The sequence below is a fragment of the Pseudanabaena sp. UWO310 genome (assembly GCF_006861605.1).
Taxonomy (GTDB): Bacteria; Cyanobacteriota; Cyanobacteriia; order Pseudanabaenales; family Pseudanabaenaceae; genus Pseudanabaena.
The window spans coordinates 1-13,485 of the sequence record NZ_SELU01000096.1 but is presented as its reverse complement, the minus strand read 5'-3'; the positions used below and the strand labels follow the sequence as shown (position 1 = coordinate 13,485).

Sequence of the window (13,485 nt, the reverse complement as noted above, 5' to 3'; positions counted from 1 at the left end):
ATTTATTTCAGCTATATTTATATGGCTGACAAATTATTCGTTTCAATAGCAATGCAAGTTTTGTTTAGGACATAAAACCCCAAAGATGAGTGGCGGCGCGAAGCGCCGCCACTCATCTTTGGGGTTATAACTAACTCAAGTGATGCTATGGGGTTGAGGAAGCGCGTAACCATAAGGTGAGCGCTTCTTCAAAATATTTATGACTGCTATACATTAAATGAAGGAATCCAGAGTGAAAATTCATAAGTGGGCGATCGCCATATTATTGTGGGGTTTCCTGTTTAGGGCTGTATGCGCTATCTATCTCAATATCGGTTTTGATGAGGCTTACTATTACCTCTATACCCAAAATCTCAACTTAAGTTATTTCGATCATCCACCCCTTGTTGCCCTTACTGCTGGGATCGGGCTATGGCTGAGTGGTGTGGTCACACCTTTTACTCTGAGGATTGGCGGAATTTTACTTTATACAGGAACGTTAATATTCTCTTATCTAGCGAGTAAAAAACTATTTGGGGAGCGCACGGCAACATTAACTCTGGCGATTCTCACGACAATTCCGATCTTTCAGATTGCTTTTGGGATTCTCACCCTGCCCGATAATCCTTTGATGTTTTTCTGGGCAGCTTGTCTGTGGGTTGCGGCAGAGGAATTCTTTCCTTCCGAGCATAGCGATCGATACCAACCGACCTATCGACTAGCGATTATTGGTTTATGTGTAGGGCTTGCCTTTCTTGGTAAATATCATGGCTTGCTGCTGGGCGGCGGATTGGTGCTATTTTGTCTGCTTAGCCCTCGTCATCGTGGTGCATTGTTTTCAAAATGGACGCTGGCGGCGATCGCTTTATTTGCGATCGCGATCTCTCCAGTTTTAATCTGGAATTCTCAACATGAATGGGCTTCATTTCGATTTCAGAGCCGCCGAGCCGTACCCACCCAAGGCTATAACCTCGAACGATTATTGGTGACGATTCTGCTAGCGCTTGGCTATCTCTTTCCATCCTTTGGGATTCCTTTATGGTGGACGAGCTTTCGTACCGCAGGAGAACTGTTAATGGGGAGCATCTCCCCGAACAAGAAAGATGGGGATGCAATAGGTATAGATTCAGGTATAGATTCAGGTATAAATGCAACAGCCATAAAAGATGTAACTAAAGATGTAACTAAGGAATCGACTGAATCGACGATCGCTGAAGATCTATTGCGAAAGAAAAGATTGCTCATTCTCTGCGTATCGATGCCCATTTTCTTTGGGTTCACCTTTATGGGCGGATTTATCCAAATTCTTCCTTCTTGGCATATGCCAGGATTCTTTGGGGCAACCCTTTTGCTAGGAGAAAGAGCCGCTCAGGTACAGTTAAAGCGTCCGCAATTTATTCGTAATTGGCTCTGGGGTTCGGGCATGGCAATTTTGCCGCTATTGCTAGTGGGCTTACTGCATGTGCATTGGGGCATCGTTCAGAAAGGGGGCGACGCAGCGATCGCGGGAGGTTTTTGGGAGGCAAAGGACGATCCTTCAACGCAAATGATTGATATCGAGCAGCTACGTCAAGCCTTTGTGAATTCACCCTTAAAAGCGGAATTACAGAAAGCCGATTTTGTATTTAGCAATAACTTCTTTGTCGCGGGACAGGTGGGTATGGCGATCGAGCCATTGGGCAAAAAAGTTACCTGCTTCGATGAAGACCTGCGCGGATTTGCCTATTGGAGCAAGGCTGAAGATTTTGTTGGGAAGACCTCACTTTACATTACCTCAGAGCTATTCATTAAGGATGAGAAGTTCCCTCAGCCTCTAGATAAGTATAAAGATTACTTCCAATCGTTAGAAAAGATTGCTGACATTCCCATCAAGCGTGGTGGGCAAGCCGTGCAGATATTCCCTGTCTATCGCGCATCCCCAATGCTCAAACCCTATCCACGTCCCTATGGATAATACCAATTCCCAAAATGGCAACGCCATTTTGGGAATCTCAAAACCTTAGGGACTTACGATTTAATGAAGTACCAAATATAAAACCAGAATCGGTGGCGCGGCGGAGCCGCGCCACCGATTCTGGTAAATCTGGACTGGTATCTTATTTTCTCGCAAGTCCCTTACTGGGTTTGTTTTTTAATTCACTTTTGTCAATTATAGCTATCGCCAAGTCTAATAGGACATAAACCCCAAGAATTGATGGGCGGCGCTTCGCGCCGCCCATCAATTCTTGGGGTTTGATTTGTCCTAAGTCAAGTGACTGTAGCTATAAGTTAAGAAATGGCGTAGCCATTTCTTAACTTGGTATTATTTCGATGACGCGTTCAATTGATAGCGTAAGAACAGTTCCGAATCGTGGTGATAAAGCGATCGCAATTTGAGTTTTGGTAAATCACTCCCACCAAGCCCAAAGCCTGCGCCACCTAAAACCGTCATATTATCCACACCGCCCACTAGGTGAGGCGATAAGGTCAAAAATAGCTCGTCAGCTAAGCCCTGCGAGACTAGCGCATAATTTAAACTAGGTCCCCCTTCCACTAAGAGCCGCTTTACCCCAAGCTGCTCGAACAGTCTGGATAGAACCAGCTTGAGATCGATCTGGCGATCGCGGGTTGGAAATCGAAAAATTTGTGCCTTCTCCATCAGCCAATCCGCAATCTTGGTATCTTCCCCCGTTAAGACAACGCGTAGGTCTTTACCCGCATCCCAAAAACGATGATCGTGCGGCAAATCACCTGAAGTGCTAATCACTATGCCAAGGGGCTGGGGTTGGAGGAAATTTTTTTGACGTTCCTCGGCTAATTCGGGAGGGATAGTCGGAATGAAGGCATCATGACGCAATGTCGTTCCACCCGCTAGCACGGCATCAAATTGCGATCGCAATCTTTTCATTAGTAGGCGATCGGGGCGCGATCCTAAACCTGTTAGTTGACCAGCATGGGTTGTGGCTTTCCCATCGACGCTAGACACCATATTAAAGACGATATAGGGACGCTTTAAAACCTGCTGGCGATCGCCTAAATTCTCACAATCAAAATCTATGCCTGTGGTAGGAAATCCCAATTCTTCAAAGTTATAGATGCGATCGTGAGAAGAAAATAGGCAGTTATACATAAGCTCCTGATAAAGCTTTTAAATAAAGCTCCTGATAAAGCTTCTAAATAAAGCTCCTGATAAAGCTTCTAATAAGCTTCCACTAAGGCAAGTAAAATCGGCGAGCGATTTTGCTTGCCTAAAAAACAAGGAGCTTAAAAAATTATTGCTTAACCAATTTTACTGGCTGACCATCCGCCTGTAGTTCTTTGCCATCGGCAGAGAGTGTATAGGGAACCTTGGGAGCGGGTTGAGGTGGCTTTTCTCCATTTACTGTTTCCACTTGAGAAAAAGCCTTGCCATCTTCGATCGTAAATTTACCAACGGTCTTGATTTCTTGTACTTCGTCCTTAGTAGAAACTGCCTTGAGATTGGCTTCAAAAGAACCCTCAGGTTTGATCGTCCATTTACCTGTTACAGACTTAACGCCTTCTTTTTCAGCTTCAGCCAAAACTTTAGGATCTAAAACTACGTTATATTCCCCAGCAATTTTATCAAGGCTAGCAGGAGTTTTATTGGATGATGATTCGGTGGGTTTTGCGGAGGGAGATGCCGAGGCAGAAGGAGATGCTGATGCGGAAGGAGATGCTGATGCGGAGGCAGTAGGCTTAGCGGTGGCTTTGGTGGTTTCGGTTGCGGTTGGTGCAGGTGGTTGCTGGCAGGATGACACGACCGCAACACAACTAACAGCGATCGCGGCAAGGATACTTTGCTTTAAGGAATAATTGAGTGATTTTTTCACGATTAATTTGGAGGTGTAATTGACGGTAAGTGACTTGAGTTACTCGATATTATGCAAGATACTCTACGCATTATTTCTTTAGCAAATCTTTTGCATCATAACCTATCGTCCGATCGCGATCGACTTCTATCCATAAGTATCCATAAGTACTTGTGCAAGTACTGGTGCAAGTACTGGTGCGAAATAAATTACCAAAGCCCGTAAAGTTGTGCCCCTGCGGGGCACAACTTTACGGGCTTTATAATGTTGCCGTACTCCACGCGGCAACATTATTTTGGGGGCAGATATACATTCGCTATGCTAGAGGCTGCAAGCCGCTATATACTGTTGTTTTCCCTAGTAATTTTGCAATATTATTTCAACCGATGGTAACTACACAATCTCAATCCAATGTTCTGCGATATGACATTGTCGGGTCACGACGCTTTAGTAACTATGGCTTTGCGGTTATTGTTGCCATAGGTGCGTCGGGATTTTTGCTCGCAGGTTTATCTAGTTTTTTAAAAATCAACTTATTACCTCTTTCCGAACCACTGCAATTAGAATTTGTGCCCCAAGGTCTGGCGCTTTCCTTTTATGGAGTGGCGGGAACCTTGCTAGAGCTATATCTGCTATACGTGATGGCGATCGATTATGGCAGTGGCTACAACGAGTTCGATCGCAATACGGGCAAAGTGAAAATTTTTCGGCGTGGGCGCAGTAAGAATAAAAACATCGAATTTACTTACAAGATCGCTGATGTCCAAGCTGTCCGTGTCGAAATTCGCAATGGGTTAAGCCCAAAGCGATCGCTATATTTGCGGGTAAAGGGCAAAGGCGATCTGCCCCTATCGGAAGTAGGTCAACCAATTGCTTTGGCTACTCTTGAAGATCGAGCTGCCGAGATTGCTAAGTTTTTGTCTGTGCCCTTAGAAGGTTTATAAAAACCAAGAGCCTGTGGCGCAGCGTGCCCCACAGGCTCTTACCTTGACTCTAGGTTTTTTATTATGCCTAATTTTTATTACAGCAATTATCGATCAAACGAACCATAAGGAAATTTTTGAAAGTGTTGCTTAGCAAGGCTTTCAAAAATTTCCTCGGTTTGGGTTAGAGCGCAAAGCACTGTAAAACCTTACTAAAACCTTATCAAAATTATTAAAGGGATAAAAATGTTACGTTGGCTCCTTAGTTGTGTTTTAGCAGCGAGTTTATTAATCACTGGTTGTAGTAGCAGTAGTGGCGTTTCTGCTACTTCCTCTCCGACCTCATCTTCTAGCACCACAGCTACAGCTAGTAGCGCCCCTAAGTCGGCATCACCTACGGCTAGCAATACCGATGCCGCTTCTCCTAAGCCTGCGGATAGCTCAGTAGATCCTGCCATTGCTAAGTTTGTCCAGCTTAAGGGAACAGCCACCGTAGAGTTAAAACTAAAATCTGGAATCGTTAAAATCGATATTGATGGTGACAATGCCCCAGTGACCGCAGGGAATTTTGTCGATCTGGTCAAACGCGGAGTCTATAACGGTTTGAATTTCCATCGGGTAGTTAAGGAGCCAACCCCCTTTGTGGTTCAAGGTGGCGATCCCCTTGGGAATGGTACGGGTAATTTTATCGATCCCGTCTCATCTCAGCCCCGTTATATTCCCTTAGAAATTTTGCCTGATGGGGCGAAGCAGCCTGTCTATGGTGAAGTTTTACCCCCTACCAAAAAGCCCAAATTGCGTCACAATAAGGGCGCGATCGCGATGGCAAGATCTCAGTCTCCTAACTCTGCGTCCTGTCAGTTTTATTTTGCCCTCGATGATATTTATTTCCTCGATGGTTCCTATGCGGTGTTTGGCTACGTGACCGAAGGTATGGAATTAATCGATAAAATTCAAGTCGGCGATCGCATTGAGTCGATCACGATCACTAAAGGTGCTGAAAATCTCAAACAACCCACCTAATCATACCAATTCACGAAAGTGTGACAACACTTTTGTGAATTAAACACCAAACCCAGTCAGGTTTTGAGATTCCCAAAATGGCGTTGCCATTTTGGGAATTGGTATCAAACGTGATTTCGGGATAATTTGAAACGAGATTTGAGAAAGGGTTGGCGTAGCCAACCCTTTCTCAAATCCCAAAAGTAAAAGCCTTGCGGAGCAAGGCTTTTACTTTTGGGATTTTAAAATTTGCCAGCTTAACCCGAACTGAAGTTAAGAAATGGCTGCGCCATTTTTTAGCTTGGTATAGTCAATATTTCAAGTTCGTTACAAAAAAGAGGGAGATGCATTGCGTCTCCCTCTTTTTTGAGTTTATCTGACACGAATGATTCTCTTCTCGATAATGTATTGCTCTCCGCGATCGTGGTTGTATTGCCAGTCGTAGTTATTGGAGCGGTTACTATAAATTACCGTTGGCGAATTAATCCTATACCGAGAATTACCGTAGTAAGAAGGTGACGAAGGATAGACTTCTTTGACAATAACTGACCCATTATTATGCCAATTATGGTATTCGTAACGTTCTTGATAATAGGGAACAGAGTTGTAGCCAGAGTAAGAGGTATGAGAACGATAGGAAGGACTCGATCCCAGCCTAATATTGATCGATACATCTGCCATGGCTGAGGATACCCATGTCCCCATTGCTCCGAGAGAAGCGATCGCTGCTATTAATAATTTCATCGGTTTATGCTCCTTGAGATTTAACAACACAATGTAGAAGCCACCTATCTCCTACTTTATCTCAAACCTTATAGTCCTAGCCAGTTTTTTGAGCCAGTTTTTTTAAGCTATAGCCGCCGCCAGTTTTGTTAGGACAAAATCAAAACCCCAAAGAGAGTTGCCGCGCTCCGCGCGGCAACTCTCTTTGGGGTTTTATGTCCTGATACGGTTGGCGGCAGCTATATAGTACCAACCAATTTAAGCAGTTAAGCATAATTAAAAAACCAAACCTAGAAGAGCGTACTGTCCGCTACGCGGACGGTACGCTCTTCTAGGTTTTAAGGTTACTTATGCCTAGCTACTTAATAGTATTAAATCCTATTAAGATAATGGAGCCTTACTGAAGTCTAAATGACCTTAACTCTTGCTGATATATAAAATTTTGTTGATATATTAATGATATATATCCTATTAATTTTACCAAATTTATCAATTGCAACCATAAAACCTTTACTATATATACAGTAAGCACTTTGGCTTATATATGGCTTTTAGCTATACCCAGTCACATACATATCAGGATTTATATTAAAATTTATAGTAGTCTATAGGCTTAAGAATATAGATTCTCAATATATAAGCCCATGAAATTCTTGATCGAGGTCTTAAAGAAGGGAGCTATCCTCGCGATCGCTACTGCTACAATTCAGATTTTCAGCGCAGCCCCTACGAAGGCACAGGGGATTGTCCCCGCAGCAGACGGAACGGGGACATTAGTCCTTCCCAATGGAAAAACGATAGACATAACAGGGGGAACGCAAGCGGGAGCCAACCTCTTTCATAGCTTCCAAGAATTCGGCTTAAGCCAAGGACAAATTGCCAACTTTATCAGTCAACCGAGTGTCCAAAATATCCTAAGTCGAGTGGTGGGCGGGAACCCATCGATAATTAACGGACTGATCCAAGTAACTGGGGGGAATGCGAACTTATATATCATCAACCCATCGGGCATCGTCTTCGGAGCAAACGCAAGTCTAAACGTCCCCGCCGCCTTCACCGCCAGCACTGCCACAGGGATTCAGGTTGGGAATGGATGGTTCGGGATTAACAGCAGCCTCGCAGAGATCAAAACTCTCGTCGGAACGCCCAACGCCTTCGCCTTTACGGGTAGCTCTACCGCAATTCCCACAGGAGAGACAAAAGGTGCGATCGTCAATCAAGGGAACCTCACCGTAGGGAATGGGAACAGCATCACCCTCGCGGGTGGAATCGTGATTAACACAGGAACGATAGAGGCTCCCAATGGCAAAATTAACATCACCGCCACCCCCGATGGGAAATACGTAAAGATCACCCCTGAAGGAAGTTTATTAAGTCTGGATCTACCCATCGCCGACCAGCAAGCCGTAGGGAACAGCCGCCCGATTGAAGGACTAGATCTATCGCAATTGCTAACAGGGAGTGCCAATACTCCAACCCAAGCAGGAAGCGCCGTTATTAGTGGCAGCCTAAGCTCAACAGGAATAGACCTACTCGCCGATCGCTATGACAGCAGTCAAGCGAACCTAAACGCCCCTAATATCCAACAGGGATGGAACGTCGTATTTATCGATAGTGCTGTCAAAGACTACCAAACCCTCATCGATGGAACCAAAGGCGGAAGCAGAATCAGCGTCATCGCCAGCAATCAAGGCATCCAGCAAGTGACGGATACCCTTGCCAGCATCACGGGAGCGAATAGCCTGCATATCGTATCGGAAGGCAATGCAGGCAACTTCTGGCTCGGCAAAGACTTTGTGAACAGCAGCGACATCGCCAACTATGCCGCCGAACTGCAATCATGGGGCAAAGCGCTCTCGCCATCAGCGATCGTGTTGCTCTATGCCTGTAACCTTGCCAAAGGACAGGAAGGAGCCGCTTTTGTGCAGTCGATTAAAGGATTGACAGGGCATGAGGTTGCCGCTTCCAGCGATCGCACGGGAAGTGTTGCCTCAGGCGGCAACTGGAATTTGGAATATCAGACAGGCGGAAGCCCCGCCGCGATCGCCTTTGATAGTAAGGCAACAAATGCGTACCAATATGCGTTGGCAACAAATACGGTAACGAATGTGAGTGATAGCGGCACGGGGTCGCTACGCGATGCCATTGCGATCGCCTTGAATGGCGACGCGATCGCCTTTGATCCTGCCATCAATGGACAGATCATCTACCTGACCAGCGGCGCACTTATCTTTGCTAACAGCCTCGCGATTAATGGAAATGGCAAGACAAATACGGTTATTGATGGGAGCTTAAATGGGAACAACGGAATTTTCTACATCACTGGTTCTCCTACTGTCTCCTTCAACGATTTGACTATTCAGAATGGCAATTCTCTTGCTAGTGGTGCTATTGTCAACTATAACAATGGCACGATAAATATTAGCAACAGTAACCTGTCTGGCAATTATGGTGGTATATATGGAGGCGCTATTTACAGTGGTGGTGGCACGGTAAATATTAGCAACAGCAATCTGTCTGGCAATAATGCTAGTCTTGGCGGTGCTATTTACAGCGTTAACACCATACTAAATATTACCAACAGCACCCTGTCTGGCAATGCTGCTAATGTTGGCGGTGCGATTGTTGCTCAAGGTGGTGCGATAAATATTAGCAATAGCACCCTGTCTGGTAATTATGGTCAATCTGGTGCTGGGGCTATTTACGCCTTTGCCCCAATATCCATCAGCAATAGTACCCTAGCTGGCAATTCTACGGATGGTTATGGTGGGGCTATTTACAACAATAGTTCCACCTTGGATATTACTAACAGTACCCTGTCTGGCAATTCTGCTGGTTTTTATGGTGGGGCTATTTTCATGTATGGCACAGCATCAATAATCAATAGCACTCTGTCTGGCAATTCTGCTGTATTTGGCGGTGGTGCTATCTTTAATGTTGGCAGTACGTTAACAGTTAACAGCAGTACGATTAGCAATAACTCAGCCAATTCATCAACTGCTCAACCTTACAATACTGGTGGTGGTATCCTCAACTACTTTGGCACGGTCAGCCTTGCCAATACGATCATCGCTGCCAACTTTGATACTAAAAATAATTCAGGCACGGGAACGCTTAGCCCCGATGTATGGGGCGCGTTTGTCGATAATGGCAACAATCTCATCGGTGATACTACAGGCAGTACGGGCTTCACGACCAGCACACTCTTGGGCAATGCCAGCAACCGCCTCGATCCGCAACTTTTACCCCTCGGCAACTATGGCGGCAGTACACAAACCCAATTGCCTAAGCCCACTAGCCCCGTCATCAATGCAGGAAATAATGTAACCGCAACCGCAGACCAAAGAGGCTACAGCCGCATTGTGGGAGGAGTGGTTGACATCGGCGCAGTAGAAGTGCAGGGCTATACTATTTCGCCTGTGAACGGTAACAAGGGCTTTCAGCTTACGGAAAACAATTCCAATACCCCAATTCCGAATATTCCCATCACGGTTACCGTTACTTCTTCTTCAGGAGAAACGACATCCTACACCACCACTACCGATGCCTCAGGTATCGCAAGTTTGCAATCCTTGCCAACTAGTCTAGGCACTTTTACGATTAGCGGCGCGATCGCCTCCAAGGCTCCCGTTACATCTAATCCCATCACGATTACCAACGCTTTCTTGTCAACAAACACCTACAAAGCGCCATGGCAGGATGCCGCAGATAAGAAAGTTGATGGGCATCATACTGATTGTTCGCAAAATTCCAGTGGAATTCTCGATCAAAAATGTCTTACCACTATCTCTAAATAATGGTGAGCTAGTTTGCGATCGTCCGCGAATGAATTGCAACCAATTCCCATCGCCTTCAAATAAACATATTCTTAAAACCCATTTAAGAATTGTCTAGATCCCCCTCAATTCCCCTTGACCCCATTTAAGAATTGTCTTGATCCCCCTCAATCCCCCTTAAAAAGGGGGAAGAAGAAAATTCTCCCCCCTTTTTAAGGGGGGCTGGGGGGGATCTAACCCTTGAAATGCAGACAGATATACCTGCCAACTTAATTTAGAAAATCAAATAGAAGATCAAATAGAAAATCAAAATGAATAGCCCCAAAGCCTTCACCCCCCTTATTGTTACATTGTCGAGTTTTTCTCTCCTTGCCGCTATTGGTTGCAACTCATGCCTCATGGAAGCATCGGCTTTAGAACAAAAAGATATCCATTTCCTTAATACTCCCAAAAGTTCCAATTCAGTAGGGAATGAAATCGCGCCAGCGCCCGCATCACCCCCATTAGTCGCACAGGCGATCGCTATCAAAAAGGTTAATGTCATCGGCAGCACCCTATCAGACAATGCCGACTTCAGCAGCGAGATCGCCAAAATATCCGCAACCCTTGAAGGCAAACAAGTATCCGCCGCCGAAATCCAAAAAGCTGCGCGATCGATATCCCAACTTTATGCCGATCGCGGCTATACAACATCTCGCGCCGAAGTTGATTCCAATCAAATTGTCGATGGAGTTGTCACCATTCGCGTAATTGAAGGCAGAATTGAAAAGATCGAAATTCAAGGCTTAAACAATACTAATCCCGATTATGTGCGATCGCGCCTTGAGTTAGGCGTGGGCATTCCCGCCAATACCGCTAAAATCGAAGACCAGTTGCGATTGCTGCGAGCAGACCCAATTTTTAAGAATGTTGAGGCAAGCCTGAAAGCAGGGAGCCAGCCCGATAGCAGTATTCTCTCTGTAAAAGTAGAAGAATCCAATCAATTTGGCGGATTTGGTAGCTTCGATAACTACTCTCCCCCTGCGGTAGGTGCGGAACGCTTGGGCGTGGGATTACTCTATCGCAATGTCACGGGCAATGGCGATACCCTTTCGGCAGCCTATTACCGAACTACGACGGGAGGCTCAAATCAATATAGCTTTTCCTATAATTTGCCGCTCAATCCCATGAATGGAACTCTGACGCTGCAATATTCGCCTAGTAATTTCCGCATCACCCAAACTCCTTTTGATGTATTTAACATCAATGGTAATAACGCTCAGTACGATGTCAGTTTTCGACAACCCTTATGGCGATCGAGCATCGAAGAATTTGCCCTGACCTTGGGCTATAACTATCAAAACGGGCAAACATTTTCCTTTAACGATCTCGCTACGCCCTTTGGTACTGGTCCCGATGCTAATGGCGTTAGCAGAACCAGCGTAGTTCGCTTCGGGCAGGACTATACCCTGCGTGACCTTTCAGGTACTTGGGCGTTGCGATCGCAGTTCAATCTCGGTACAGGGCTATTCGGTTCGACCTATGTCACTACCCCTAGCGGCTCGTTTTTTAGCTGGCTCGGACAGGTGCAGCGCTTGCAAGTCTTAGGTACGGACTCTTTGCTGATCGCCTCATTGGATGCCCAACTATCTGCCGATCCCTTGCTGCCTTCGCAACAGTTTATTATTGGAGGCGGTCAGTCCCTGCGTGGTTTTCGTCAAAATGCCCGATCTGGCGATAATGGCATTCGATTTTCGTTAGAGAATCGCAATACCATCGTTCGCAACGACCAAGGTGCGCCAGTCCTGCAAATTATCCCCTTTCTAGATGCTGGTGGTGTGTGGAATAACGCTAAAAATCCCAATACCCTGCCCGCGCAAAACTTCTTGGCTGGCGGTGGTGTCGGGTTTCTATACACGCCAGTGGAGCGCCTAAATTTGCGTTTGGATTTCGCCATTCCCTTTGTCAACCTCAGCGATCGCGGTACTAACGTGCAGGAGCAGTCCTTATATTTCAGCCTCGGCTATCAATTCTAGGCTCAATCTAGAACTAAAAGCTGAGTGGCGGCGCGAAGCGCCGCCACTCAGCTTTTAGTTCTAGAGTTTTCATTTTGCTGTAGGCAAAATGAAAACTGCAATAGTACGATCGACTTATTGTTGAAATTTTTGTCTTAAGGCGATCGCTACTTGCGGGGTTACCAGATGCCCGATTTCGCCACCAAAGCGAGCAATTTCCCGCACTACACTACTACTCAAAAAACTATATTCATTGGAAGTAGATAGAAAAACCGTCTCAATGTCATTTGCCAAGGTCTTATTGGTATGCGCCATTTGCAGTTCCAATTCAAAATCTGAAACGGCCCGCAAGCCTCTAATTAAAACCTGTGCTTGTTTGAGATGGGCATAGGTGACGGTTAAACCCGTAAAGGTATCAACATCAACATTGTCGAGATACTGGGTTGCTTCGCGAATCTGTAACATTCTTTCCTCCATCGTAAATAGAGGCGTTTTATTGGGATTTCGTAAAACCGCAACTATCACGCGATCGAAGAGATGACTGCCGCGTTTAATAATATCGAGATGCCCAAAGGTAATCGGATCGAAACTACCTGGATAAATAGCAATCAACGCAGTCACCAAATCACTATGCAAGCAATTATACCTGTTGCTAGTAGATCGCTACAAAAGCCCCAGTAGATTTGTAATTTTTGTAACGATCTGAGATTTTTGTGGCAGATATTTTAAGCGGAAGCAACAGTCCGTACTTTGATATCGACTTGAAGAGTTTGACGCAAGACTTTGAGAATGGCAGTGAGATTATCCATTGTGGGATTTCCTTTTGCAGAGAGCATTCTATGAAGGCTTTTGCTAGGTTTAGATGTGGCGATCGCTAGTTCTTCAAATCCGATGGTTGCATTGACCAGATCTCTCAATATAAGTCTTGCAGTTTTTGGTTCGCCATTGAGAAAAAGGGAAATAGCTTCATCAAGTAAAGCTGCGGCAAATGCGGAATCTCTTTGGACTCTTGCATTAACTGTTTCTTTAAAGTCTCGTGTTAGGGGGATAGTTGTCATTTTTTCTTATCACTTTTGCCGCAGCGATCGCATCTAGATTATCGAACCATTTCTGATAGGGGTTTGAGCCATCTTCTTGGATATATTCTTGAACTTTCACTCTAGCAGATTCTTCCAATTTTTTAAGCGATCGCTAAAATAGCGATCGCACTTTTTTTAAGTCAGCATATCGACTAAATCTTTGAATAAAAGTTTAGATGCTTTAGCTATAGCCGTCATTC

General features: G+C 45.2%; 11 protein-coding genes. 5 read left to right on the top strand and 6 right to left on the bottom strand.

What is annotated here, in order from left to right; genetic code table 11:
• Positions 1 to 217: 217 nt before the first annotated feature.
• Positions 218 to 1,933 carry an ArnT family glycosyltransferase gene (locus PseudUWO310_RS21660; protein ID WP_143190435.1) on the top strand — a complete coding sequence of 572 codons (1,716 nt, stop codon included), beginning with the start codon at positions 218 to 220 and terminating at the stop codon, positions 1,931 to 1,933.
• A gap of 348 nt (positions 1,934 to 2,281) precedes the next feature.
• Here PseudUWO310_RS21660 and PseudUWO310_RS21655 read toward each other — a convergent pair whose 3' ends face one another.
• The gene (locus tag PseudUWO310_RS21655) at positions 2,282 to 3,088 is read right to left on the bottom strand and encodes a RibD family protein (protein WP_143190434.1); all 807 of its coding nucleotides are present in this window, start codon (positions 3,086 to 3,088) and stop codon (positions 2,282 to 2,284) included.
• A gap of 142 nt (positions 3,089 to 3,230) precedes the next feature.
• Positions 3,231 to 3,809 carry a hypothetical protein gene (locus PseudUWO310_RS21650; protein ID WP_143190433.1) on the bottom strand — a complete coding sequence of 193 codons (579 nt, stop codon included), beginning with the start codon at positions 3,807 to 3,809 and terminating at the stop codon, positions 3,231 to 3,233.
• A 365-nt stretch (positions 3,810 to 4,174) separates the two neighbouring features.
• Between PseudUWO310_RS21650 and PseudUWO310_RS21645 the strand changes: the two genes are divergently transcribed.
• The gene (locus PseudUWO310_RS21645; protein WP_143190432.1) at positions 4,175 to 4,732 is read left to right on the top strand and encodes a photosystem I assembly protein Ycf4; all 558 of its coding nucleotides are present in this window, start codon (positions 4,175 to 4,177) and stop codon (positions 4,730 to 4,732) included.
• 225 nt (positions 4,733 to 4,957) lie between these two features.
• Positions 4,958 to 5,734 carry a peptidylprolyl isomerase gene (locus PseudUWO310_RS21640; protein ID WP_143190431.1) on the top strand — a complete coding sequence of 259 codons (777 nt, stop codon included), beginning with the start codon at positions 4,958 to 4,960 and terminating at the stop codon, positions 5,732 to 5,734.
• A 351-nt stretch (positions 5,735 to 6,085) separates the two neighbouring features.
• Here the strand turns inward: PseudUWO310_RS21640 and PseudUWO310_RS21635 are convergent, their stop codons facing one another.
• A complete protein-coding gene (locus tag PseudUWO310_RS21635; protein ID WP_143190430.1) occupies positions 6,086 to 6,457 on the bottom strand; it encodes a hypothetical protein in 372 nt (123 codons plus the stop codon).
• Positions 6,458 to 7,080: 623 nt separating this feature from the next.
• On the opposite strand from PseudUWO310_RS21635, the gene PseudUWO310_RS21630 reads away from it, so the two are divergent.
• Complete coding sequence (locus PseudUWO310_RS21630; RefSeq protein WP_143190429.1) at positions 7,081 to 10,233, top strand: DUF4347 domain-containing protein; 3,153 nt, start codon at positions 7,081 to 7,083, stop codon at positions 10,231 to 10,233.
• 290 nt (positions 10,234 to 10,523) lie between these two features.
• Positions 10,524 to 12,227, top strand: a complete 1,704-nt coding sequence (locus PseudUWO310_RS21625; RefSeq protein ID WP_143190428.1) for a ShlB/FhaC/HecB family hemolysin secretion/activation protein — start codon at positions 10,524 to 10,526, stop codon at positions 12,225 to 12,227.
• A gap of 114 nt (positions 12,228 to 12,341) precedes the next feature.
• Here the strand turns inward: PseudUWO310_RS21625 and coaD are convergent, their stop codons facing one another.
• The 3 genes from coaD to PseudUWO310_RS23745 all read right to left on the bottom strand — a co-directional run bounded on the left by coaD (position 12,342) and on the right by PseudUWO310_RS23745 (position 13,364).
• Complete coding sequence (coaD, locus tag PseudUWO310_RS21620; protein ID WP_040688723.1) at positions 12,342 to 12,818, bottom strand: pantetheine-phosphate adenylyltransferase; 477 nt, start codon at positions 12,816 to 12,818, stop codon at positions 12,342 to 12,344.
• A gap of 113 nt (positions 12,819 to 12,931) precedes the next feature.
• Complete coding sequence (locus tag PseudUWO310_RS21615; protein WP_143190436.1) at positions 12,932 to 13,255, bottom strand: DNA-binding protein; 324 nt, start codon at positions 13,253 to 13,255, stop codon at positions 12,932 to 12,934.
• Positions 13,233 to 13,364 (bottom strand): hypothetical protein, encoded by a 132-nt coding sequence (locus PseudUWO310_RS23745; protein ID WP_263363486.1) that lies wholly within the window; start codon positions 13,362 to 13,364, stop codon positions 13,233 to 13,235. The genes PseudUWO310_RS21615 and PseudUWO310_RS23745 overlap by 23 nt, the downstream gene beginning before the upstream one ends.
• Between the last annotated feature and the right edge of the window lie 121 nt (positions 13,365 to 13,485).